The organism is Lactobacillus gigeriorum DSM 23908 = CRBIP 24.85 (assembly GCF_000296855.1).
Taxonomy (GTDB): domain Bacteria; phylum Bacillota; class Bacilli; order Lactobacillales; family Lactobacillaceae; genus Lactobacillus; species Lactobacillus gigeriorum.
Genome location: NZ_CAKC01000030.1, coordinates 34,574 through 54,538, shown reverse-complemented (window position 1 = coordinate 54,538; position 19,965 = coordinate 34,574). Strand labels below are relative to the sequence as shown.

The following is a 19,965-nucleotide window of genomic DNA, read 5'->3' as shown; positions in this document are numbered from 1 at the left end:
CTGCTGCTTCAGCTGCCATTTGAGCTGCAAATGGAGTAGACTTACGGCTACCTTTAAAACCCAATGCACCAGCTGAAGACCAAGCAATCGCATTACCTTGAACGTCAGTAATCATGACTAAAGTATTATTAAACGTAGAATGAATATGAGCAACGCCGCTTTCGACATGCTTCTTCACACGACGCTTACGTGCTGTTTTAGGCATCAATAAACCTCCTTAAATTAATTAACGACTTCTCTTGCTACCCTTACGAGTACGAGCATTGTTCTTAGTATTTTGACCACGAACAGGAAGTCCACGACGGTGACGGATTCCGCGGTATGAACCAATATCAACCAAACGCTTGATATTCATACTTACTTGACGGCGCAAATCACCTTCAACACGGTACTTGTCTACTTCACTACGAAGCTTTTCTTGGTCTTCAGGAGTCAAATCTCTTGAACGAATATCTTCAGAAACACCTGCATCCGCACAGATCTTCTTAGCAGTAGGTTCTCCAATACCGTAAATGTATGTTAAAGCGACAACAACTCGCTTATCTCTTGGTAAGTCAACACCAGCAATACGTGCCATAAATTGCACCTCCTATTTCTTTACTAACCTTGACGTTGCTTGTGCTTTGGATTTGCAGGGCAAATAACCATAACACGGCCATGTCTCTTAATAACCTTACAATGTTCACACATTGGTTTAACAGATGGTCTAACCTTCATGTTTACCTCCGTTATTATTTAATAAAACGATACGTAATTCTACCTTTTGTCAAATCATATGGAGAAAGTTCCACAGTCACGCGGTCTCCAGGTAAGATTCTAATGTAGTGCATTCTAATCTTACCAGAAACATGAGCTAAAATAGTGGCACCATTTTCCAATTCGACCTTAAACATAGCATTAGGTAAGGTATCAACTACCTTACCTTCTACTTCAATGACATCATCTTTTGCCAAAGTCGTTCCTCCGCAATTAAACAGTCATACTTTGAAATTATAACACGGAATTTTAAATATACAAGTAATCAATTACTTGATCTTGCTTAATACCGCATCAATATCTTTGAATACTTCTTCTGGAGTTTGTTCACCATTAATTACTGTCAACAATCCTCTTTCTTTATAGAAGTCTTTCAATGGAGCATTCATCTTTTCGTTAACTTCAAGACGATTCTTAACTACTTCAGGTTTGTCGTCTTCTCTTTGGTAAAAGTCGTGCCCACCACATCTATCACAAGTACCTTCAACTTTAGGCTTCTTGGATATTCTGTTGTAAGTAGCACCACAATTTTTACACATGTAACGTGCAGAAAGTCGATCAACCAAAGTAGATTCATCTACTTCTAAAGCAATTACGCTTGATAATGGTTTGTTTAAACGCTTAGTAATATCAACCAAAAGTTCTGCTTGATAAGTAGTTCTTGGAAATCCGTCTAAAATGTAACCTTCTTTAATATCAGGTTGAGATAAACGTTCTTCTACTAATTTAGCAGTAACTTCATCTGGAACTAAGTTTCCTTTGTCGATATATGACTTAGCTTCAAGTCCTACTTTTGTTTCATTGTTAATAGCTTCTCTAAACATATCCCCAGTTGAAATATGAGTTAAATGATACTTATCAACAATTTTTTCTGATGCAGTACCTTTGCCTGCGCCTGGCAAACCTAAAAGAATTAAGTTAATCATTTTCTTTCCTTATCTGATGAATCCAACATATTCTCGTTTCATCAATAAACCATTGATTTGACGAGATAACTCTAAGACAACTCCGATAACAATCAATAAACTGGTTCCTCCAAGACCAATGGAACTTGGAAGATCCCAAAAGTTGGTAGCTAATTGTGGTAGTAAAGCAACCAAACCCAAGAATACTGAACCAACAGTCGAAAGTCTAATTAATAATTTTGAAACATAGTCCTGTGTATCTTTACCTGGCCAAACACTAGGTATGTATGCACCCTGTTTTTGTAAGTTTTCTGCTAGCTTTTCAGGATTTACCTGTACAAATGCATAGAAGAAAGTAAATAAAATAATTAAAAGGGTGTAAATTATAACACCAGGAGTAGTTTGCATACTGAAGATATTGGTTAATACTTTAAACCATTCCTTGTCGCCTTGAGTTCTCTGAAAGAGCATTAAAACGGTTGCTGGTGTAATAATAAACGAACTAGCAAAGATAACCGGAATAACTCCAGAAACATTGACTTTTAATGGTAGAAAACTTTCAGATCCACTAATCGTTGCCCTTCTAGTATATTGAATAGGGATATGACGATTAGCTTGTTCAACCCAAGTTACAAGTTGCACAACTATTAAGATTGCAACGATAACCGCAACAAAGAATAAGATTCCTTTCCAACGATCTGCTGCACTATTATTAATAATTTCTTCTTTGTATATCTGCCACATTCCTGCAGGGAATCTTGCGATAATTCCTGCAAAAATTATAACCGACACACCATTACCCAAACCTTTATCAGTGATTTCATCACCTAACCAGTTAAGTAACATCGTACCACCGGTCATGATGATAGCTATTTCTATATAAGTTTGAGGTGTTTGATTCTTAACCAAGCCCATTTGTGTTAAAGCATTGAAACCTAAGGTAATACCAATACTTTGTACAAATGCAACAGCTAATGTGAGCCATCTAGTTACAGTATTCGTCTTTCGACGACCCACTTCACCTTGTTTACCCCACTCGACCAAAGTAGGAACAATATCCATTTGAAGAAGTTGGATAACAATTTGAGCTGTGATGTAAGGTGAAACACCTAATGAAAAAATTGAATAGTTATCAAGCCCACCACCAGTAACGGTATCTAGCATGGGAACAAGTCCAGTTTGTGCAACTTGACTGATCGCCTTTGCATTAACTCCAGGAACCGTAATATTTGATCCAATTCGATAAAGCAAAAGGATAAATAAAGTAAACCAGATTTTATTTCTAATTTCTTTATCCTTAAAGGCGTTCCTCAAGGTTGAAAACATTAGATCACCTCAACAGTTCCGCCAGCAGCCTCTACAGCTTCTTTAGCAGATGCTGAAACTTTGTTAACCTTAACAGTTAACTTAACTTTTAATTCACCCTTACCTAAAAGCTTAACGCCAGATAATTCTTTCTTAATTAAGCCATTTTCTTTAAGAGTAGCAGCAGTAACTTCACTACCATCAGCAAACTTGTTTAAGTCAGCTAAGTTAACAATTGCGTATTCCTTACGGTTAATGTTCTTAAAACCACGCTTAGGCATAGTTCTGAACAGTGGCATTTGTCCACCTTCGAAACCTGGACGAGTGTGTCCACCTTGACGTGCTAATTGACCCTTTTGTCCACGGCCAGAAGTTTTACCGTAACCACTTGAGGTACCACGACCTACACGTTTTCTAGAACGACGTGATCCTTCAGCAGCATGTAATTCATGAAGCTTCATTAAATTAGACACCTCCTCAAAATTATTTATTAATCTCTTCAACAGAGATCAAGTGAGCAATCTTCAACAATGCACCACGAGTAGCAGCATTATCTGGAAGAACAACACTACTATTAATTCTACCTAAACCAAGAGCCTTAACGATCTTCTTTTGGTTAGGTAGACGGTGAGCAACACTTCTAATTAAAGTAACTTTTAAATCAGTCATTTAAAATCTCCCTAATCTAAGCTCTTGATTTGACGTAACTTATTAACTTCTTCACTAGTTCTAAGCTTCTTCAAACCGTCCATAGTTGCACGAACTACGTTAATTGGAGTGTTTGAACCAAGTGATTTTGAAGTAACATCTGCGATACCAGCCATATCCATAACGATACGTACAGCACCACCAGCTGCAACTCCAGAACCAGCTTCAGCAGGCTTCAATAAGATGTTACCTGAACCGTAGTGACCAATTACTTCATGAGGAATAGTAGTTCCAACCTTAGGTACATTGATCATGTTCTTCTTACCGTCTTCAACAGCCTTACGGATTGCTTCTGGGACTTCTTGAGCCTTACCAGTACCGAAACCTACACGGCCTTTCTTGTCACCTACGACAACAAGGGCAGCAAATCTCATCCGACGTCCACCTTTTACAACCTTAGTAATACGGTTGACAGCGACTAATTGATCTTCGATATCGTCCTTGTTTCTACGATTATTACGAGAATCGTTGCGGTTTGCCATCTGTTAATTCTCCTTTCCTAGAATTCTAATCCGTTTTCACGAGCAGCATCTGCTAATGCTGAAACACGGCCGTGGTATAAGTAACCACTTCTATCAAAAACAACAGTTGTAATGTTCTTTGCCTTTGCTGCTTCAGCAATAGCCTTACCAACAGCTTGAGCTTGTTCTACTTTGGTTGCATCTTGAGATACTGCTTTATCCAAAGTTGAGGCACTTGCAAGCGTTACACCCGCTACGTCATCAATTAATTGAGCGTAGATGTTTTTGTTTGAACGGAAAATACTTAAGCGTGGGCGGTCAGCGGTACCAGAAATCTTACCACGAATTCTCTTATGACGCTTTAAACGTAATTTGTTTTTATCTGGTTTCGAAATCACAATTTCACCTCAAAAAAATTAACTATTACTTACCAGTCTTACCTTCCTTGCGACGTACAAATTCGTCAGTGTAACGAATACCCTTACCCTTGTATGGTTCAGGTGCACGTACGGCACGGATTTCAGCTGCAAATTGACCAACGTCTTGCTTTGAAATACCTTCAACTTCTACATCAGTAGCTGAAGTAGCTTTAACTGTTACACCTTCTGGAGCAGTTAAAACAACTGGGTGTGAGTAACCAACATTCAAAGTAAGTTTGTTACCTTGAGCTTGTGCACGGTAACCAACACCGATTAATTTCAAAGTCTTCTTGTAGCCATTAACTACACCTTCGATCATGTTAGCCAAGTTAGCTCTTGAAGTTCCGTGAAGAGCCTTGTCGCTTTCACTTGAACGAGAGAAGTTAATTTGACCATCTTTTTGTTCAAAAGTAATCTTTGGATCAAAATGTCTAGTTAATTCACCCTTAGGACCTTTAACAGTGATGTTGTCGCCTTCTTTAGTAACAGTGACACTGTCAGGTACTTCAATAGTCTTTAAACCAATACGGCTCATTGAGTTATCTCCTTTCTGTCAATATTACCAAACGTAGGCAATAACTTCGCCACCAATACCCTTTTGTCTGGCTTCTTTATCAGTAATAACACCAGCAGAAGTAGAAACGATGGCAACGCCAAGTCCATTAAGAACTTTTGGAAGATCTTCAGCACTTACGTAGTTTCTAAGACCTGGCTTAGAAATTCTCTTTAAGCCTGAGATTACACGTTCTCCATTTGGACCGAATTTCAAGAAAACCTTGATTACGCCTTGCTTGTTGTCTTCAGCAACTTCGTAGTCACGAATAAAGCCTTCGCGTTTAAGGATTTCTGAAATTGACTTCTTAATATTTGATGCAGGAATTTCAACTGAACTATGCTTTGCAATATTTGCATTTCTAATTCTAGTTAAGTAGTCTGCAATTGGATCTGTCATGACCATTATGCTATCCTCCTAACCGTATTTTACCAACTAGCCTTTTTAAGACCAGGAATTTGACCTTTGTGTGCTAAATCTTTTAAGCAAATGCGGCACAAACCGAACTTACGGTAAACGGAGTGTGGACGACCACATCTCTCACAACGTGTGTATTCACGTGAAGAGAACTTAGCAGGACGACGATTCTTGATTTTTAATGATGTTTTAGCCATTAATGTCCTCCATTACTTTGTAAATGGCATACCAAATTGACCTAAAAGTTCACGAGCTTCTTCATCAGTATTGGCAGTAGTTACAATAACGATATCTAAACCTCTTGTACGGTTAACCTTGTCGAAATCAATTTCTGGGAAGATCAATTGTTCCTTGATTCCCAAAGTATAGTTACCGCGTCCATCAAATGAACGGCTTGAAACACCGCGGAAGTCACGAACACGAGGAAGTGAAACGTTAATTAACTTGTATAAGAAGTCGTACATTCTATCACCTCTAAGAGTAACCTTAGCACCGATAGCCATACCTTCACGTAAACGGAAGTTAGCGATTGACTTCTTAGCCTTAGTGATTAAAGGTTTTTGACCTGAAATTAAAGTTAATTCTTCAACAGCTTCATCCAAGTTCTTAGCGTTGGAAACAGCGTCACCAACACCCATATTCAAAACGATCTTTTCAATCTTAGGAACTTGCATTACTGATTCGTAGCCAAACTTTTCTGAAAGAGCAGGCATAACCTTTTCTTTGTATTCTTGAGCTAAATAACTTGCCATGTGTGTCCTCCCTTCTAGTTCTTATCTGCCTTTGAGATTACTTTAACGTTTGATGCGTGGATTGAACCTTCAACTTCAATCACACCACCATTTGCGTTAGTTTGAGAAGGCTTTTGGTGTTTCTTGATCATGTTAAGACCCTTAACAACTACACGGTTCTTCTTAACATTTACTGATAAAACAGTACCTTCTTTACCCTTTTCTTTTCCGGCAATAACTTTTACCTTGTCACCAGTTTTAACAAACATCAGTGCACCTCACTATCAATTATAAGACTTCAGGAGCAAGAGAAACGATCTTCATAAAGTCGTTCTCACGTAACTCACGTGCAACTGGCCCAAAGATACGAGTACCACGTGGGCTCTTATCTGCATTGATTATAACGCCTGCATTTTCATCGAACTTGATGTATGAACCATCTTGACGACGAGCACCTGATTTTGTTCTGACAATAACTGCTTTAACAACGTCGCCTTTTTTGACAACGCCACCTGGTGTTGCTTGTTTAACAGTAGCTACTACAATGTCACCAATGTTACCAGTTTTACGCTTTGAACCGCCTAAAACTCTAATAACCAAAAGTTCTCTTGCGCCAGAGTTATCAGCAACTTTTAAACGAGATTCGTTTTGAATCACTGTATAATCCTCCCCTCGATAAATCCGTTATAACTAAACAGATCTCTTAACAATCTTAACTAAACGGAAACGCTTTGTACGAGATAATGGACGGGTTTCCATGATACGAACAGTATCGCCAACTTTAGCTTCATTATTTTCGTCTTGTGCGTAAAACTTCTTTGAGTACTTAAAACGCTTGTTGTAAACAGGGTGGTTCTTGTAAGTATCAACTACTACAGTAATAGTCTTGTCCATCTTGTCAGAAACAACACGTCCTTGATATACGTGACGACGATTTCTTTCGATTGATTCGCTCAAGTTAATAACTCCCTTCCACTAATTCTCTTCTAATGCTTTTTCGCTAAGGATTGTTTTAATTCTAGCGATGTTCTTACGAACCTTGCTTAAGCGAGCGGTATTTTCTAATTGACCCGTTGCTTGTTGGAAACGCAAGTTAAAGAGTTCTTCTTTGTATTGCTTTTCCTTTTCTAACATTTGATCAGTGGTTAATGCTCTGATATCTTTAGCCTTCATTAGAATTGCCACCTACTTCCGAACTTCTTGATACAAACTTAGTCTTGATTGGCAACTTAGTTGAAGCAAGTCTCAAAGCTTCACGAGCAACTTCTTCTGAAACGCCACCAATTTCAAACATAATCTTTTCTCTTTTTACTACAGCTACCCAACCTGCTGGTGCACCTTTACCTGAACCCATACGTACACCAACACCTTTAGCAGTGTATGACTTTTGTGGGAAAATTCTAATCCAAACCTTACCGCCACGCTTCATGTAACGTGTCATAGCAACACGGGCAGCTTCGATTTGTCTATTAGAAATCCAGTGTGATTCGAGGGCTTGTAATCCAAATTCGCCAAAGGCAATGGTCTTACCACCTTTAGCAGCACCACGCATCTTACCACGGAATTCACGACGGTGTTTTACTCGCTTTGGTACTAAAGGCATTACTTGTTTCCTCCTCTCGCTGGTTTAGCAGGCTTATTCTTACGAGTTGGTAAGATTTCGCCACGGTTAATCCAAACTTGTACACCAATTTCACCGTAAGTAGTGAAGGCGTTAAGCCAAGTGTAATCAATGTCGGCTCTCAAAGTTTGCAATGGAACACGTCCTTCAGTATGCCATTCTCTTCTTGCCATGTCGGCACCGTTCAAACGGCCTGAAACTTGAACTTTAATTCCCTTTGCGCCTGCACGCATTGATCTTTGTGATGCTTGACGCATAGCACGTCTAAATGCTACACGAGCTTCAAGTTGACGAGCAATACTGTCAGCTACCAATTGTGCATCAAGATCTGGCTTCTTAATTTCAACAATATTAATGTGAACTTGCTTGTCAGTTAAAGCAGTTAATTCTTTTCTTAAAGCTTCAACTTCTGCTCCACCCTTACCAATAACCATACCTGGCTTTGAAGTGTGAATAGAAATGTTTACTCTATTTGCAGCACGTTCAATTTCAACAGTAGATACAGAGGCATCCTTCAATTTTTCTGAAATGAACTTTCTTACACGAAGGTCTTCATTTAATGTTTCTTTATATCCTCTGTCAGCATACCATTTTGATTCCCAGCCACGGATAACACCGAGACGAAAACCATTAGGGTTGATCTTTTGACCCATTAATATACCTCCCTTAATCGTTCTTTTCTGAAACAACTACAACTACGTGACTGGTTCTCTTGTTAATTGGAGAAGCAACGCCCTTTGCGCGAGGACGGAATCTCTTCAAAGTTGCACCTTCGTTTACGTAAGCTTCTGAAACGTAAAGATTTGCACTTTCAAGATCGTAGTTGTGTTCTGCGTTAGCAATTGCTGAACGTAAAACTTTTTCAACGATTGGGGAAGCAGCTCTAGGCGTAAATTGTAAGATTGCTAATGCTTCTGCAACACTCTTGCCACGGATTAAGTCAATAACCAAACGTGCTTTTCTTGGAGCGATGCGAACAGTTCTTGCTTCAGCTTTAGCTGAACTAATTTGTTCTGCCATTTAGTTTGTTTCTCCTTCCTCTTACTTACCAGTAGCCTTGTCGTCAGCTTTGTGTCCACGGAAAGTTCTAGTTGGTACAAATTCACCTAACTTGTGACCTACCATGTCTTCAGTAACATAAACTGGAACATGCTTTCTACCATCGTAAACAGCTATTGTCAAACCAACAAAAGAAGGGAAAATAGTTGAACGACGTGACCAAGTCTTAATAACTTGCTTTTTGTCTGCATCTTGTTGTGCATCAACCTTCTTTAGTAATGAAGCATCAGCAAAAGGACCTTTTTTAATACTACGGCTCATTAATTAACCCTCCTTCTATTACTTGCTACCCTTGCGGTGACGAATAATTAACTTCTCGCTAGCCTTCTTGACATTTCTAGTCTTAATACCACGAGCCTTCTTACCCCAAGGAGTCATAGGTTGCTTACGTCCAACAGGTGCCTTACCTTCACCACCACCATGTGGGTGATCGTTAGGGTTCATTACGGAACCACGTGATTGTGGACGCTTGCCTAACCAACGTTTTCTTCCAGCTTTACCTAATTGGATTAATGAGTGTTGTTCATTACCAACAGTACCGATAGTAGCACGGCAAGCTGACAAAATCTTACGAACTTCACCACTTTGCAATCTTACTAATGCGTAATCACCATCAAATCCAAGAACTTGAGCTGATGCACCAGCACTTCTTACAAGTTGGCCACCCTTACCAGGCTTCAATTCAATGTTATGAATTTCAGTACCTGTAGGAATGTTCTTCAATGGTAATGCGTTACCTGGCTTAATATCAACGTTTTCACCAGATTCAACTACAGTACCTACTTCCAAACCCTTAGGAGCAAGGATGTATGCCTTAACACCATCAGTGTAGTGAAGTAATGCGATGTTAGCAGTTCTGTTTGGATCGTATTCGATTGCCTTTACAACTGCCTTTACATCATCTTTATTACGCTTAAAGTCGATGATACGGTACTTTTGTTTGTGACCACCACCGCGATGTCTAATAGTAATATGACCGTATGAATTACGACCTGCAGTATGTGATTGAGATTCAAGCAAAGTGCGTTCTGGCTTGGTCTTAGTAATTTCTGCAAAGTCTGAAGAAGTCATATTACGGCGACCATTTGTGGTTGGCTTGTAAACTTTAATAGCCAATTGACTGACCTCCTATTACTTATTGTCTTCTGAATTTTCTTGGTTATCGAAAATCTTGATGTCATTTGAATCGTTAGTCAAAGTAACGATTGCTTTTCTACGACGAGCAGTCTTACCGAAGTAGCGACCTACTCGCTTGTCCTTGCCGCGAACATTCATAATGTTTACGCTCTTAACCTTAACATCAAAAATTTCTTCAACGGCTTCACGAACTTGAGTCTTGGTTGCGGTCAAAAGCACGTCGAAAGTGTACTTCTTATCGTCCATTAAGTTCGTAGACTTTTCAGTAATGACTGGTCTTAAAACGATATCACGTGCGTCCATTAAGCCAAAACCTCCTCAATCTTCTTAACAGCATCTTGAGTCAAGATTAATTTTTGGTAGTTAACTGCATCTTCAACATTCAAACCGTTAACTGGGACAACCTTAACCTTAGTCAAGTTTCTAGCTGAAAGTTGTACGTTCTTGTCGTCAGAAACAACTAATACCTTACCTTCAACATTTAAACCGTTTAACAAAGCAACAAATTCCTTAGTCTTAGGAGCTGCCATAGTTAATTGATCTAATACAATTAAATCTTCATCAGCCAACTTTTGAGAAAGAACTGACTTGATAGCCAAACGGCGTTGCTTTCTTGGCATTGAGTATGCGTATGAACGAGGAGTTGGTCCGAATACGATACCACCACCACGCCATTGTGGAGCTCTGATTGAACCTTGACGAGCACGACCAGTACCCTTTTGTCTCCAAGGCTTCTTACCACCGCCACGAACAGCAGATCTATTCTTAACTTTTGAAGTACCTTGACGCTTACCAGCTCTTTGTCTGATGATTGCATCAAAGACTACGCTTTCGTTAGGTTCAATACCAAAGACTTTGTCATTTAAAGTAATTTCGCCAGAGCCTTTACCATTTTGATCCATAACCTTTAAATTAGCCATTCTAGTCCTCCTTCCTACTTATCAGCGTTTGCAGCCTTAGCAGCTGACTTAACAACGATTAATGAGTTCTTAGCACCAGGAACGTTACCTTTAATCATCAATACGTTCTTGTCTGCAACAACTTTTTCAATTACTAGGTTTTCAATAGTAACAGTCTTTACACCCATGTGACCTGGCAACTTCTTACCCTTTGGCACACGGTTGATGATTGAGCCCATTGAACCAGGAATTCTGTGGTATCTTGAACCGTGAGTTTCTGGTCCTCTTGATTGACCCCAACGCTTAATGTTACCTTGGTATCCATGACCTCTTGTAGTACCAGTAACGTCTACGACGTCACCTTCCTTAAATGTATCCACAGTAACTTCTGAGCCTACTTCATAGTCCTTAAGCTCAACACCGCGGATTTCCCGAATGAAGCGCTTAGGCGAAGTCTTAGCTTTTTCAGCATGACCTTTTTCTGGTTTGTTGCTCAATACTTCACGCTTGTCTTGGTAACCCAATTGAACTGCTTCGTAACCATCTGATTCAACAGTCTTAACTTGCATAACAACGTTAGGAGTTGCTTCAACAACAGTTACTGGAACAAGGATACCATCTTTAGTGAAGATTTGAGTCATACCAACTTTTCTTCCTAAGATTCCTTTGGTCATGTTTACACCTCTTTCTATCTAAAAATTATAATTTGATTTCGATGTCTACGCCACTTGGTAGATCAAGCTTCATTAATGAATCAACAGTCTTAGGTGTTGGATTCAAAATATCGATCAAGCGCTTGTGAGTACGCATTTCGAATTGTTCACGTGAGTCCTTGTCCTTGTGTGGTGAACGAAGAACAGTAAACAAAGTTCTTTCAGTAGGAAGTGGAACTGGACCTGAAATTTCTGCACCAGTTCTCTTCGCACTAGCTACGATCTTAGCAGCTGATTCATCGAGAATACCATGTTCGTATGACTTAAGTCTGATACGAATTGATTGACTTGCCATTAAATTACCTCCTTAGCGTCTTCTTTAAAAAGATGACTAGCTCAACAAAAATTACCGACGCACCACTGTGGCAATGCAGCCTGGTGTGCCGCAACCTTTTGCGTCAAAGCTTAACAACATTTTACTGTGCGAGAGCATAATACGCCCAAATGCACAAAGACTATTGTACTTGGTCCGAGTAGAAATATCAAGTGTTTCACTCGCTGTTTCTCAATTTTTTTATGGAAATCGTTTTCTGTTTTCTTCTATATTAAATTGCTAAACTCAACAAAAATTTCTTTTATCATTTTTAATTTCTGAAAACAAAAAAATAAGCTTGGATTAACCAAACTTACTTTTTCTTATCAAAGATTAGTTAGCTTCGCCGCCACGTTTCTTGATAATTTCTTCTTGAATTGACTTAGGAGTTGGTGCGTAGTGGTCAAATACCATAGTGAAAGTACCACGACCTTGAGTTGATGAACGCAAAGTAGTTGCGTAACCAAACATTTCAGCAAGTGGAACCATAGCATTTAATACCTTAGCGCCTGAACGATCTTCCATTCCTTCCATGTTACCACGACGAGCAGTAACTGAACCCATTACATCACCTAAGTATTCTTCAGGAGTAATTACTTGAACTTTCATGATAGGTTCAAGAATTACTGCACCAGCCTTAGGAGCAGCGTTTCTCAAAGCAAGAGAAGCAGCAACCTTGAAGGCAGCTTCTGATGAGTCGACTTCGTGGTATGAACCATCGTAAAGCTTAGCCTTAACGTCGATCAATGGGTAACCAGCAAGAACACCGTTTTGCATAGCTTCTTGAAGACCTGCATCAACTGATGGGATAAATTCACGAGGAACTACACCACCGACAATAGCATCTTCAAATTCGTAGCCTTTACCTTCTTCATTTGGAGTAAATTCAATCCAAACGTCACCATATTGACCTTTACCACCGGATTGACGAACAAACTTACCTTGTGCCTTAGCTTCCTTGGTGAAGGTTTCACGATAAGCAACTTGTGGTTGACCAATTTCAGCTTCAACGTTAAATTCACGCTTCATTCTTTCAACCATGATATCGAGGTGAAGTTCACCCATTCCGGCAATCAAAGTTTGACCAGTTTCAGGGTTAGTTTCTGCCTTGAAAGTTGGGTCTTCTTCAGTAAGCTTTTGCAAAGCAACGTCCATCTTATCACGGTCAGCCTTTGATTTAGGTTCAACAGAAACTTGAATAACTGGATCTGGAACTTGAAGACTTTCCAAAATAAGTGGATGATCAGGATCAGTTAATGAGTCACCAGTAGTAGTGTTCTTCAAACCGATCGCACCAGCGATATCACCTGAGAATACTTCAGGGATTTCAGTTCTTGAGTTGGCGTGCATTTGCAACAAACGACCAACACGTTCACGACTATTCTTTGATGCGTTCAATACGTATGAACCTGATTGTAATGAACCGGTGTAGACACGGATGAAAGTCAAACGACCTACAAATGGGTCAGTTGCGATCTTGAATGCCAAAGCTGCAAATGGCTTGTTATCATCGGCAAGCAATTCAACTTCATCACCAGTTTTTGGTTCGTGAGCAACATAAGGCTTAACGTCCAATGGTGATGGCAAGTAATCAACAACACCATCAAGCATCATTTGAACACCCTTGTTCTTGAATGCTGAACCAGCAAATACTGGGAAGAACTTAAGTTGAAGAGTAGCCTTACGGATTGCCTTCTTCAAGTCTTCGTTGCTGATTTCATCACCATTAAGGTATTTTTCCATGATGTCGTCATCAACATCAGCAACTGCTTCAATTAATTCAGCACGACGCTTTTCAGCTTCTTCTTTGTATTCATCAGGAACTGGAACAGTATCCCACTTAGCACCTAACTTATCTTCATCGTAGATGTCAGCAACCATGTTGATTAAGTCGATAACACCTTCAAATTGATCTTCAGCACCGATTGGCATTTGAACTGCATGAGCATTCGCATTCAATCTTTCATGCAAAGTCTTTACTGAGAAGTCAAAGTCAGCACCGATCTTATCCATCTTGTTAACAAAAACAATTCTTGGAACGCCGTAAGTTTCAGCTTGACGCCAAACGTTTTCAGTTTGAGGTTCAACACCTGATTGGGCATCCAAAACAGTAACGGCACCATCAAGAACACGAAGTGAACGTTCTACTTCGATAGTGAAGTCAACGTGTCCTGGGGTATCAATAATGTTGATTCTGTAGTCATTCCATTGTGCAGTAGTAGCTGCAGAAGTAATAGTGATACCACGTTCCTTTTCTTCTTCCATCCAGTCCATTTGTGAATCACCTTCGTGAGTTTCACCAATCTTGTGGATCTTACCAGTGTAGTAAAGGATACGTTCAGTAGTGGTAGTTTTACCCGCATCGATGTGGGCCATGATACCAATGTTACGTGTTTTTTCTAATGGAAATTCACGCTTGTTAGCCATAAATAAATTCTCTCCTTAAAATAAAACGGGTAACTAAATTAGAAGCGGTAGTGTGCAAATGCACGGTTTGCTTCAGCCATACGGTGAACATCTTCACGCTTCTTAACAGCTGAACCAGTGTTGTTTGATGCATCGATAATTTCGTTTGCTAAACGTTCATCCATAGTGTGTTCGTTACGTAAACGTGCATATGATACCAACCATCTTAATCCCAAAGTAGTTCTTCTGTCTGGACGAACTTCAACTGGGATTTGGTAGTTAGAACCACCGATACGACGAGCTCTAACTTCCAAAACTGGCATAACATTGTTCATTGCTTCTTCAAAGACTTCAAGTGGTTCCTTACCAGTCTTGTCCTTAACAATGTTGAAAGCATCGTAAAGAATTGAAGATGCCTTTGCTCTCTTACCATCAATCATCAAGTGGTTGATTAACTTAGTAACAAGTTTTGAGTTGTAAACTGGATCTGCTAAAACGTCTCTCTTAGTTACATGACCTTTTCTAGGCATTATTTAAATCCTCCTTAAGCTTTCTTTGTACCGTACTTAGAACGGCCTTGCTTTCTGCCGTCAACACCAGCAGTATCAAGGGCACCACGAATAATATGGTAACGTACACCAGGAAGGTCTTTTACACGTCCACCACGAATCAAAACAACAGAGTGTTCTTGAAGGTTGTGGCCTTCACCTGGAATGTAGGCAGTAACTTCGATTAAGTTTGAAAGACGCACACGAGCGTACTTACGTAAAGCTGAGTTAGGTTTCCTAGGTGTCATAGTACCTACACGAGTTGCAACTCCACGCATTTGTGGTGCAGGGTTAAGCACTAATTCCTTCTTCATACTGTTATAACCGTAGTTCAAAGCTGGTGACTTTGATTTAGTTGTCTTTGAATGACGGCCTTTTCTTACCAATTGATTTATGGTTGGCATTAAATTTTCCTCCTAAAATTAACTATTTTGTTCACACACCCGGGAGTTTCTTTTTAAACTCACAGATATCTTGTTCAAAACATACAATGGTTATTTTACACGCTTTTTTGATGAAAGCAAATATTTTTTTCGAAATAAAATAGATTTTTACTTTTTTTGCGTATTTATATTAATGGAGGTATTTTTTATGATTTATTATTTTACAAACTTTTTAATCGGTACTTGTTTGGGTTCGCATGCAAATTTAGTATTCGATCGTCTTAGCCATGAGAATTTCAATATTCTTTTTGGTCGTTCATATTGCGATTACTGTTTACATCCCCTAAGCATTATCGATGAAATTCCAATTCTTTCATATGTGTGTCTTAGAGGTAAATGTCGTTTTTGCAAAAAAGCAATCTCTAAAAAAATGATTATAACTGAATTGATAGGCGGGCTTAGTTTCTTCAGTTTTAATTTTAGCGATTTAACTACAATTTTGGTTGTTATTTGGCTTTTCTACTTATATGTGATTGCACTTTTTGATTATTCATTTCAAGAATTCCCTACATATTTACTGTCTATTCCGACTCTATCAGCTAGTTTTTTTCTTTGGTACTCAAAACCAACCCTTTCAGCTCTAGATTGGATTAATCTAATCGTGATTCTACTCGTTTTTATATCTGGCATCTTACGTGCTAAATTAGGCAGTGGAGATTTATTGATATATTTATTGCTTTGCTGTTTTTATAAACCCGAGGCGGCAAATACTATCATCTTAATAGCTTGCTTATTAGCACTAATGCATTTTCTTTTACAAAAATCAATTAAGATTAGTCTTGCTTTTATCCCTTATATATTCGCTGGGACCGTGCTCTACCACCTTTTCTTCAATTTGAACTAACAAAAAGACGATAAATCCGTTTTAATAGTGGATTTATCGTCTTTCTTTCTCTAACAGTTATTAAATTTATTTAGCAGCTTTTTCGCTATTCATACCCTTTTCGATATCAGCGATCGAATATACTGAATTAGCTTTTTCAACATCTGCTTTTGGTTCCATATTACGGTAAACTGGCATACCAGTACCAGCAGGAATAATCTTACCGATAATAACGTTTTCCTTAAGTCCAAGCAATGGATCGTTCTTACCTCTGATTGATGCATCAGTAAGTACACGAGTAGTTTCTTGGAATGAAGCGGCTGACAAGAAACTGTTAGTTTCCAAAGCAGCCTTGGTAATACCTAAGATAACACTTTGTGCAGTTGCTGGGATTCCACCAGAAATAATCACTTGCTTGTTGCGGTCTCTAAATTGACCGATATCCATAACTTCACCTGGTAAGATGTCAGTTTCACCTGGATCAAGTACTCTAACCTTTTGCAACATTTGACGAGTCAATACTTCAACGTGCTTATCTGAAATATCAACACCCTGCATTCTATATGCTTTTTGAACTTCAGCTAGAATGTACTTTTCAGTAGTCAAAGTATCAGTTACTTGGATCAATTCCTTAGGATCAATTGAACCCAAAGTCAACTTATCACCACGACGTACAGTATCGCCTTCAGCTACTGCTACTGAAGCAGTGTAGGCAACGCTATAAGTTCTAGCATCGATCTTACCTTTTACAGTAATTTCTCTAGTGTGATCAGCTGGGTTTTCTTGAATTGAATCAACAACACCATCAACTTCAGAAATTGTCGCACGACCCTTAGGATTACGTGCTTCAAACAATTCTTGAACACGAGGAAGACCCTGAGTAATATCTTCTGCACCGGCAACCCCACCGTTGTGGAAAGTTCTCAAAGTAAGCTGGGTACCTGGTTCACCGATTGATTGAGCAGCAACAGTACCAACTGCTTCACCCACTTCAACTTCTTCACCAGTAGCAAGGTTCATACCATAACACTTGCGGCATACACCGTGAGGAGTATCACAGGTGAGGATTGATCTAATGTTAACGTGAGTTACACCTGCATCAACAATCTTGTGGGCAAGATTTTCGTCCATCATAACGTTCTTGCCTACAATAGCTTTACCAGTTTGTGGATCCTTAACAGTTTCATTAGTGAAACGACCAACTAAACGATCAAATAATGGTTCAATTAATTCGTCGCCTTCCATAATTGCGTGAACTGTGATACCACGATCAGTACCACAATCATCTTCACGGATGATAACGTCTTGAGCAACATCAACCAAACGACGGGTTAAGTATCCTGATTGAGCAGTCTTCAAAGCCGTATCCGTCATACCCTTACGAGCACCGTGAGTGGACATGAACAATTCCAATACTGACAAACCTTCTTTAAAGTTTGAAGTAACTGGGATTTCGAACAAACCACCGTTAGGAGTAGCCATCAAGCCACGCATACCAGCAAGCTGAGTAAAGTTTGAAATGTTACCACGGGCACCAGAGTCGGCCATGATTGTGATTGGGTTTCTTGGGTCATAGATTTGGGCAATTTCATTTTGAACTTCATCTTTACATGCGTTCCAAATGCTAATTACACGATCATGACGTTCTTGCTCAGTAATCAAACCACGTCTAAATTGCTTAGAGACAATATCAACTTGTTTGTGAGCCTTATCTACCTTTTCATCCTTATCGGCAATTTCAGGAACATCAGTCATACCAATAGTAATACCAGAAGTAGTTGAACTAGTGTAGCCCAATTTCTTCAAGTCATCAAGATATTCTGAAGTTCTTTGAACCTTGTAGTACTTGTAAACCGTAGCAATTGAGTCTGATAAGAAACTACCCTTAAATGGTGTAGCAATCAAATCGTCTGCAACTGTATCAATCTTTTCTTGAATGTTTTCGCCATCTTCCAAGAAGTACTTAACGTCCAATGGGTTATTTAAATTTTCTTCAGTTGGTTCATTAATGTAGAAGTAATCAGCTGGGAAAATTTGGTTAAAGACTAACTTACCGTATGTAGTAATGAAAATCTTATGTTCATAACCCTTTGGCCATGGCTTTTCAGGCATAGAATCAGCTGCCATACCAATAATAGTGTGGTAGTGAATATCGCCATTTTCATAAGCAACAGTTGCTTCAGCAGGTGAAGTAAATACCATACCTTCACCTTCTCTGCCCTTTTCAGCTTGAGTCAACCAGTAGTTACCCAAAACGACATCCTGTGATGGAGTAACGATTGGCTTACCATCCTTAGGAGCCAAGATGTGGTGAGCTGCCAACATCAATAATCTAGATTCAGCAACTGCTTCATCTGACAAAGGAACGTGAATGGCCATCTGGTCACCATCGAAGTCAGCGTTGTAAGCTTCACATGTCAATGGGTGCAATCTAATCGACTTACCTGGTACCAATACTGGTTCAAAGGCTTGAATACTCAAACGGTGAAGCGTAGGTGCCCGGTTAAGTAAAACTGGACGTTCCTTAATAACATCTTCCAATACATCCCAGATGTCATCATCTTCACGATCAATCTTACGCTTAGCGTTCTTGATGTTTGAAGCAATACCACGCTTTACTAATTCATGCATTACAAATGGCTTGAACAATTCAAGTGCCATTGGACGAGGGACACCACATTGGTAAAGCTTCAATTTAGGTGAAACATCGATAACTGAACGACCTGAGTAGTCAACACGCTTACCAAGCAAGTTTTGACGGAATCTACCTTGCTTACCTTTAAGCATGTGTGATAGCGATTTAAGTGGACGGTTACCTGGTCCTACAACTGGACGGCCACGACGACCATTATCAATCAATGCATCAACAGCTTCTTGAAGCATTCTCTTTTCGTTTTGAACGATGATGTTAGGAGCATTCAAGTCCAATAAACGCTTCAAACGGTTGTTACGGTTGATAACACGACGATACAAATCGTTCAAATCTGAGGTAGCAAAACGACCTCCTTCCAATTGAACCATTGGACGTAAGTCTGGTGGAATAACTGGAACAGCATCCATAACCATCCATTCAGGCTTATTACCCGAATTCTTGAAGGCATCAAGAATATCTAATCTTCTAATTGCACGAGTACGCTTTTGTCCAGTAGCTGATTGAAGTTCTTGCTTCAAAGCTTTAACTTCTTTATCCAAGTCAACTTGTCTTAACAAGTCGCGAATAGCTTCCGCACCCATTTTAGCAACAAAGCGATTACCGTACTTTTCTTTTTGTTCACGATATTCAGCTTCAGTCAAAAGTTGTTTTGGTTCAAGGTCTGTATCACCTGGATCAATAACAATGTAGGCTGCAAAGTAAATAACTTCTTCCAAAAGTCTTGGTGAAATGTCCAACACCAAACCCATACGAGAAGGAATACCTTTGAAGTACCAAATATGAGTTACAGGGGCAGCTAATTCAATGTGACCCATTCTTTCTCTTCTAACCTTAGCAGAAGTTACTTCGACACCACAACGGTCACAAACGATACCACGGTATCTCACACCCTTGTATTTACCACAGGTACAAGACCAATCTTTGGTTGGTCCGAAAATACGTTCATCGAACAAACCATCTTTTTCTGGTTTTAAAGTACGATAATTGATTGTTTCAGGTTTCTTAACCTCACCGTAAGACCAACTTCTGATCTTATTTGGTGAAGCAATCCCAATTTGCATACTTTCAAACTTATTTACGTCGATCAAGAGTTTA

Annotated in this window: 32 protein-coding genes; 1 reads left to right on the top strand and 31 read right to left on the bottom strand. The window is 39.3% G+C overall.

Features of this window, described 5'->3' with window-relative positions; all coding sequences use genetic code 11:
* The 30 genes from rpsK to rpsL form a co-directional block, all read right to left on the bottom strand.
* Positions 1 to 205 (bottom strand): 30S ribosomal protein S11 (gene rpsK, locus BN52_RS02865; protein ID WP_040473331.1); only part of this gene is annotated, 205 nt, incomplete at its 3' end.
* A gap of 21 nt (positions 206 to 226) precedes the next feature.
* Positions 227 to 577, bottom strand: coding sequence for a 30S ribosomal protein S13 (gene rpsM, locus BN52_RS02860; RefSeq protein ID WP_008472667.1), 351 nt, complete (start codon positions 575 to 577; stop codon positions 227 to 229).
* Between the two features lie 23 nt (positions 578 to 600).
* On the bottom strand, positions 601 to 717 hold the full coding sequence (gene rpmJ, locus BN52_RS02855) for a 50S ribosomal protein L36 (protein WP_002878160.1): 117 nt from the start codon (positions 715 to 717) through the stop codon (positions 601 to 603).
* Positions 718 to 731: 14 nt separating this feature from the next.
* Positions 732 to 953: a translation initiation factor IF-1 gene (gene infA / locus BN52_RS02850; RefSeq protein ID WP_002878178.1), complete on the bottom strand. Its 222-nt coding sequence runs from the start codon at positions 951 to 953 to the stop codon at positions 732 to 734.
* A gap of 72 nt (positions 954 to 1,025) precedes the next feature.
* A complete protein-coding gene (locus tag BN52_RS02845; RefSeq protein WP_008472666.1) occupies positions 1,026 to 1,682 on the bottom strand; it encodes an adenylate kinase in 657 nt (218 codons plus the stop codon).
* A 9-nt stretch (positions 1,683 to 1,691) separates the two neighbouring features.
* The gene (secY, locus tag BN52_RS02840) at positions 1,692 to 2,987 is read right to left on the bottom strand and encodes a preprotein translocase subunit SecY (protein WP_008472665.1); all 1,296 of its coding nucleotides are present in this window, start codon (positions 2,985 to 2,987) and stop codon (positions 1,692 to 1,694) included.
* Complete coding sequence (gene rplO / locus BN52_RS02835; protein ID WP_008472664.1) at positions 2,987 to 3,427, bottom strand: 50S ribosomal protein L15; 441 nt, start codon at positions 3,425 to 3,427, stop codon at positions 2,987 to 2,989. The genes secY and rplO overlap by 1 nt, the downstream gene beginning before the upstream one ends.
* Before the next feature lie 22 nt (positions 3,428 to 3,449).
* Positions 3,450 to 3,635 (bottom strand): 50S ribosomal protein L30, encoded by a 186-nt coding sequence (rpmD, locus tag BN52_RS02830; RefSeq protein WP_008472663.1) that lies wholly within the window; start codon positions 3,633 to 3,635, stop codon positions 3,450 to 3,452.
* A gap of 11 nt (positions 3,636 to 3,646) precedes the next feature.
* Positions 3,647 to 4,156, bottom strand: coding sequence for a 30S ribosomal protein S5 (gene rpsE, locus BN52_RS02825; protein ID WP_008472662.1), 510 nt, complete (start codon positions 4,154 to 4,156; stop codon positions 3,647 to 3,649).
* A 17-nt stretch (positions 4,157 to 4,173) separates the two neighbouring features.
* The gene (rplR, locus tag BN52_RS02820) at positions 4,174 to 4,533 is read right to left on the bottom strand and encodes a 50S ribosomal protein L18 (RefSeq protein ID WP_008472660.1); all 360 of its coding nucleotides are present in this window, start codon (positions 4,531 to 4,533) and stop codon (positions 4,174 to 4,176) included.
* Positions 4,534 to 4,558: 25 nt separating this feature from the next.
* Positions 4,559 to 5,089, bottom strand: coding sequence for a 50S ribosomal protein L6 (rplF, locus tag BN52_RS02815; protein ID WP_008472659.1), 531 nt, complete (start codon positions 5,087 to 5,089; stop codon positions 4,559 to 4,561).
* A 24-nt stretch (positions 5,090 to 5,113) separates the two neighbouring features.
* Complete coding sequence (gene rpsH / locus BN52_RS02810) at positions 5,114 to 5,512, bottom strand: 30S ribosomal protein S8 (RefSeq protein ID WP_008472658.1); 399 nt, start codon at positions 5,510 to 5,512, stop codon at positions 5,114 to 5,116.
* A gap of 23 nt (positions 5,513 to 5,535) precedes the next feature.
* Positions 5,536 to 5,721 (bottom strand): type Z 30S ribosomal protein S14, encoded by a 186-nt coding sequence (locus BN52_RS02805; RefSeq protein WP_008472657.1) that lies wholly within the window; start codon positions 5,719 to 5,721, stop codon positions 5,536 to 5,538.
* Between the two features lie 12 nt (positions 5,722 to 5,733).
* Positions 5,734 to 6,276: a 50S ribosomal protein L5 gene (rplE, locus tag BN52_RS02800; RefSeq protein WP_008472656.1), complete on the bottom strand. Its 543-nt coding sequence runs from the start codon at positions 6,274 to 6,276 to the stop codon at positions 5,734 to 5,736.
* Positions 6,277 to 6,290: 14 nt separating this feature from the next.
* Positions 6,291 to 6,524: a 50S ribosomal protein L24 gene (gene rplX / locus BN52_RS02795; RefSeq protein WP_008472655.1), complete on the bottom strand. Its 234-nt coding sequence runs from the start codon at positions 6,522 to 6,524 to the stop codon at positions 6,291 to 6,293.
* Between the two features lie 19 nt (positions 6,525 to 6,543).
* Entirely contained in the window at positions 6,544 to 6,912 is a 369-nt protein-coding gene (gene rplN, locus BN52_RS02790) for a 50S ribosomal protein L14 (RefSeq protein WP_008472653.1), read from the bottom strand.
* A 33-nt stretch (positions 6,913 to 6,945) separates the two neighbouring features.
* Positions 6,946 to 7,212, bottom strand: a complete 267-nt coding sequence (gene rpsQ / locus BN52_RS02785) for a 30S ribosomal protein S17 (RefSeq protein ID WP_008472652.1) — start codon at positions 7,210 to 7,212, stop codon at positions 6,946 to 6,948.
* A gap of 18 nt (positions 7,213 to 7,230) precedes the next feature.
* A complete protein-coding gene (gene rpmC / locus BN52_RS02780; protein WP_008472651.1) occupies positions 7,231 to 7,428 on the bottom strand; it encodes a 50S ribosomal protein L29 in 198 nt (65 codons plus the stop codon).
* The gene (gene rplP, locus BN52_RS02775; protein WP_008472650.1) at positions 7,418 to 7,858 is read right to left on the bottom strand and encodes a 50S ribosomal protein L16; all 441 of its coding nucleotides are present in this window, start codon (positions 7,856 to 7,858) and stop codon (positions 7,418 to 7,420) included. Before rplP ends, rpmC begins: the two co-directional genes overlap by 11 nt.
* On the bottom strand, positions 7,858 to 8,529 hold the full coding sequence (rpsC, locus tag BN52_RS02770; protein ID WP_008472647.1) for a 30S ribosomal protein S3: 672 nt from the start codon (positions 8,527 to 8,529) through the stop codon (positions 7,858 to 7,860). The genes rplP and rpsC overlap by 1 nt, the downstream gene beginning before the upstream one ends.
* 13 nt (positions 8,530 to 8,542) lie before the next feature.
* Entirely contained in the window at positions 8,543 to 8,896 is a 354-nt protein-coding gene (rplV, locus tag BN52_RS02765; RefSeq protein WP_008472646.1) for a 50S ribosomal protein L22, read from the bottom strand.
* Positions 8,897 to 8,917: 21 nt separating this feature from the next.
* Positions 8,918 to 9,196 carry a 30S ribosomal protein S19 gene (gene rpsS / locus BN52_RS02760; protein WP_008472645.1) on the bottom strand — a complete coding sequence of 93 codons (279 nt, stop codon included), beginning with the start codon at positions 9,194 to 9,196 and terminating at the stop codon, positions 8,918 to 8,920.
* Positions 9,197 to 9,214: 18 nt separating this feature from the next.
* The gene (gene rplB / locus BN52_RS02755) at positions 9,215 to 10,051 is read right to left on the bottom strand and encodes a 50S ribosomal protein L2 (protein WP_008472644.1); all 837 of its coding nucleotides are present in this window, start codon (positions 10,049 to 10,051) and stop codon (positions 9,215 to 9,217) included.
* A 15-nt stretch (positions 10,052 to 10,066) separates the two neighbouring features.
* Entirely contained in the window at positions 10,067 to 10,375 is a 309-nt protein-coding gene (gene rplW, locus BN52_RS02750) for a 50S ribosomal protein L23 (protein ID WP_008472643.1), read from the bottom strand.
* Positions 10,375 to 10,992 (bottom strand): 50S ribosomal protein L4, encoded by a 618-nt coding sequence (gene rplD, locus BN52_RS02745; RefSeq protein WP_008472642.1) that lies wholly within the window; start codon positions 10,990 to 10,992, stop codon positions 10,375 to 10,377. Before rplD ends, rplW begins: the two co-directional genes overlap by 1 nt.
* A 14-nt stretch (positions 10,993 to 11,006) precedes the next feature.
* Positions 11,007 to 11,645, bottom strand: a complete 639-nt coding sequence (gene rplC / locus BN52_RS02740) for a 50S ribosomal protein L3 (protein WP_008472641.1) — start codon at positions 11,643 to 11,645, stop codon at positions 11,007 to 11,009.
* A 25-nt stretch (positions 11,646 to 11,670) separates the two neighbouring features.
* Positions 11,671 to 11,979, bottom strand: a complete 309-nt coding sequence (gene rpsJ, locus BN52_RS02735; protein WP_008472640.1) for a 30S ribosomal protein S10 — start codon at positions 11,977 to 11,979, stop codon at positions 11,671 to 11,673.
* A gap of 351 nt (positions 11,980 to 12,330) precedes the next feature.
* The gene (gene fusA / locus BN52_RS02730; protein ID WP_008472638.1) at positions 12,331 to 14,424 is read right to left on the bottom strand and encodes an elongation factor G; all 2,094 of its coding nucleotides are present in this window, start codon (positions 14,422 to 14,424) and stop codon (positions 12,331 to 12,333) included.
* A 38-nt stretch (positions 14,425 to 14,462) separates the two neighbouring features.
* Positions 14,463 to 14,933 (bottom strand): 30S ribosomal protein S7, encoded by a 471-nt coding sequence (gene rpsG, locus BN52_RS02725; protein WP_008472636.1) that lies wholly within the window; start codon positions 14,931 to 14,933, stop codon positions 14,463 to 14,465.
* 14 nt (positions 14,934 to 14,947) lie between these two features.
* Complete coding sequence (gene rpsL, locus BN52_RS02720) at positions 14,948 to 15,355, bottom strand: 30S ribosomal protein S12 (RefSeq protein WP_008472635.1); 408 nt, start codon at positions 15,353 to 15,355, stop codon at positions 14,948 to 14,950.
* A gap of 187 nt (positions 15,356 to 15,542) precedes the next feature.
* On the opposite strand from rpsL, the gene BN52_RS02715 reads away from it, so the two are divergent.
* Entirely contained in the window at positions 15,543 to 16,238 is a 696-nt protein-coding gene (locus BN52_RS02715) for a prepilin peptidase (RefSeq protein WP_008472634.1), read from the top strand.
* A 66-nt stretch (positions 16,239 to 16,304) separates the two neighbouring features.
* Here the strand turns inward: BN52_RS02715 and rpoC are convergent, their stop codons facing one another.
* Positions 16,305 to 19,958 (bottom strand): DNA-directed RNA polymerase subunit beta', encoded by a 3,654-nt coding sequence (gene rpoC / locus BN52_RS02710; RefSeq protein WP_008472633.1) that lies wholly within the window; start codon positions 19,956 to 19,958, stop codon positions 16,305 to 16,307.
* Between the last annotated feature and the right edge of the window lie 7 nt (positions 19,959 to 19,965).

Excerpts from the sequence above, each read along its gene's own strand:
- rpsM (WP_008472667.1), bottom strand. The coding sequence starts at position 577 with ATGGCACGTATTGCTGGTGTTGACTTACCAAGAGATAAGCGAGTTGTT.
- rpmJ (WP_002878160.1), bottom strand. The coding sequence starts at position 717 with ATGAAGGTTAGACCATCTGTTAAACCAATGTGTGAACATTGTAAGGTT.
- BN52_RS02845 (WP_008472666.1), bottom strand. The coding sequence starts at position 1,682 with ATGATTAACTTAATTCTTTTAGGTTTGCCAGGCGCAGGCAAAGGTACT.
- secY (WP_008472665.1), bottom strand. The coding sequence starts at position 2,987 with ATGTTTTCAACCTTGAGGAACGCCTTTAAGGATAAAGAAATTAGAAAT.
- rplO (WP_008472664.1), bottom strand. The coding sequence starts at position 3,427 with ATGAAGCTTCATGAATTACATGCTGCTGAAGGATCACGTCGTTCTAGA.
- rpmD (WP_008472663.1), bottom strand. The coding sequence starts at position 3,635 with ATGACTGATTTAAAAGTTACTTTAATTAGAAGTGTTGCTCACCGTCTA.
- rpsE (WP_008472662.1), bottom strand. The coding sequence starts at position 4,156 with ATGGCAAACCGCAACGATTCTCGTAATAATCGTAGAAACAAGGACGAT.
- rplF (WP_008472659.1), bottom strand. The coding sequence starts at position 5,089 with ATGAGCCGTATTGGTTTAAAGACTATTGAAGTACCTGACAGTGTCACT.
- rpsH (WP_008472658.1), bottom strand. The coding sequence starts at position 5,512 with ATGGTCATGACAGATCCAATTGCAGACTACTTAACTAGAATTAGAAAT.
- BN52_RS02805 (WP_008472657.1), bottom strand. The coding sequence starts at position 5,721 with ATGGCTAAAACATCATTAAAAATCAAGAATCGTCGTCCTGCTAAGTTC.
- rplE (WP_008472656.1), bottom strand. The coding sequence starts at position 6,276 with ATGGCAAGTTATTTAGCTCAAGAATACAAAGAAAAGGTTATGCCTGCT.
- rplX (WP_008472655.1), bottom strand. The coding sequence starts at position 6,524 with ATGTTTGTTAAAACTGGTGACAAGGTAAAAGTTATTGCCGGAAAAGAA.
- rpmC (WP_008472651.1), bottom strand. The coding sequence starts at position 7,428 with ATGAAGGCTAAAGATATCAGAGCATTAACCACTGATCAAATGTTAGAA.
- rplP (WP_008472650.1), bottom strand. The coding sequence starts at position 7,858 with ATGCCTTTAGTACCAAAGCGAGTAAAACACCGTCGTGAATTCCGTGGT.
- rpsC (WP_008472647.1), bottom strand. The coding sequence starts at position 8,529 with ATGGGTCAAAAGATCAACCCTAATGGTTTTCGTCTCGGTGTTATCCGT.
- rplV (WP_008472646.1), bottom strand. The coding sequence starts at position 8,896 with ATGGCAGAACAAATTAGTTCAGCTAAAGCTGAAGCAAGAACTGTTCGC.
- rpsS (WP_008472645.1), bottom strand. The coding sequence starts at position 9,196 with ATGAGCCGTAGTATTAAAAAAGGTCCTTTTGCTGATGCTTCATTACTA.
- rplW (WP_008472643.1), bottom strand. The coding sequence starts at position 10,375 with ATGGACGCACGTGATATCGTTTTAAGACCAGTCATTACTGAAAAGTCT.
- rplD (WP_008472642.1), bottom strand. The coding sequence starts at position 10,992 with ATGGCTAATTTAAAGGTTATGGATCAAAATGGTAAAGGCTCTGGCGAA.
- rplC (WP_008472641.1), bottom strand. The coding sequence starts at position 11,645 with ATGACCAAAGGAATCTTAGGAAGAAAAGTTGGTATGACTCAAATCTTC.
- rpsJ (WP_008472640.1), bottom strand. The coding sequence starts at position 11,979 with ATGGCAAGTCAATCAATTCGTATCAGACTTAAGTCATACGAACATGGT.
- fusA (WP_008472638.1), bottom strand. The coding sequence starts at position 14,424 with ATGGCTAACAAGCGTGAATTTCCATTAGAAAAAACACGTAACATTGGT.
- rpsG (WP_008472636.1), bottom strand. The coding sequence starts at position 14,933 with ATGCCTAGAAAAGGTCATGTAACTAAGAGAGACGTTTTAGCAGATCCA.
- rpsL (WP_008472635.1), bottom strand. The coding sequence starts at position 15,355 with ATGCCAACCATAAATCAATTGGTAAGAAAAGGCCGTCATTCAAAGACA.
- BN52_RS02715 (WP_008472634.1), top strand. The coding sequence starts at position 15,543 with ATGATTTATTATTTTACAAACTTTTTAATCGGTACTTGTTTGGGTTCG.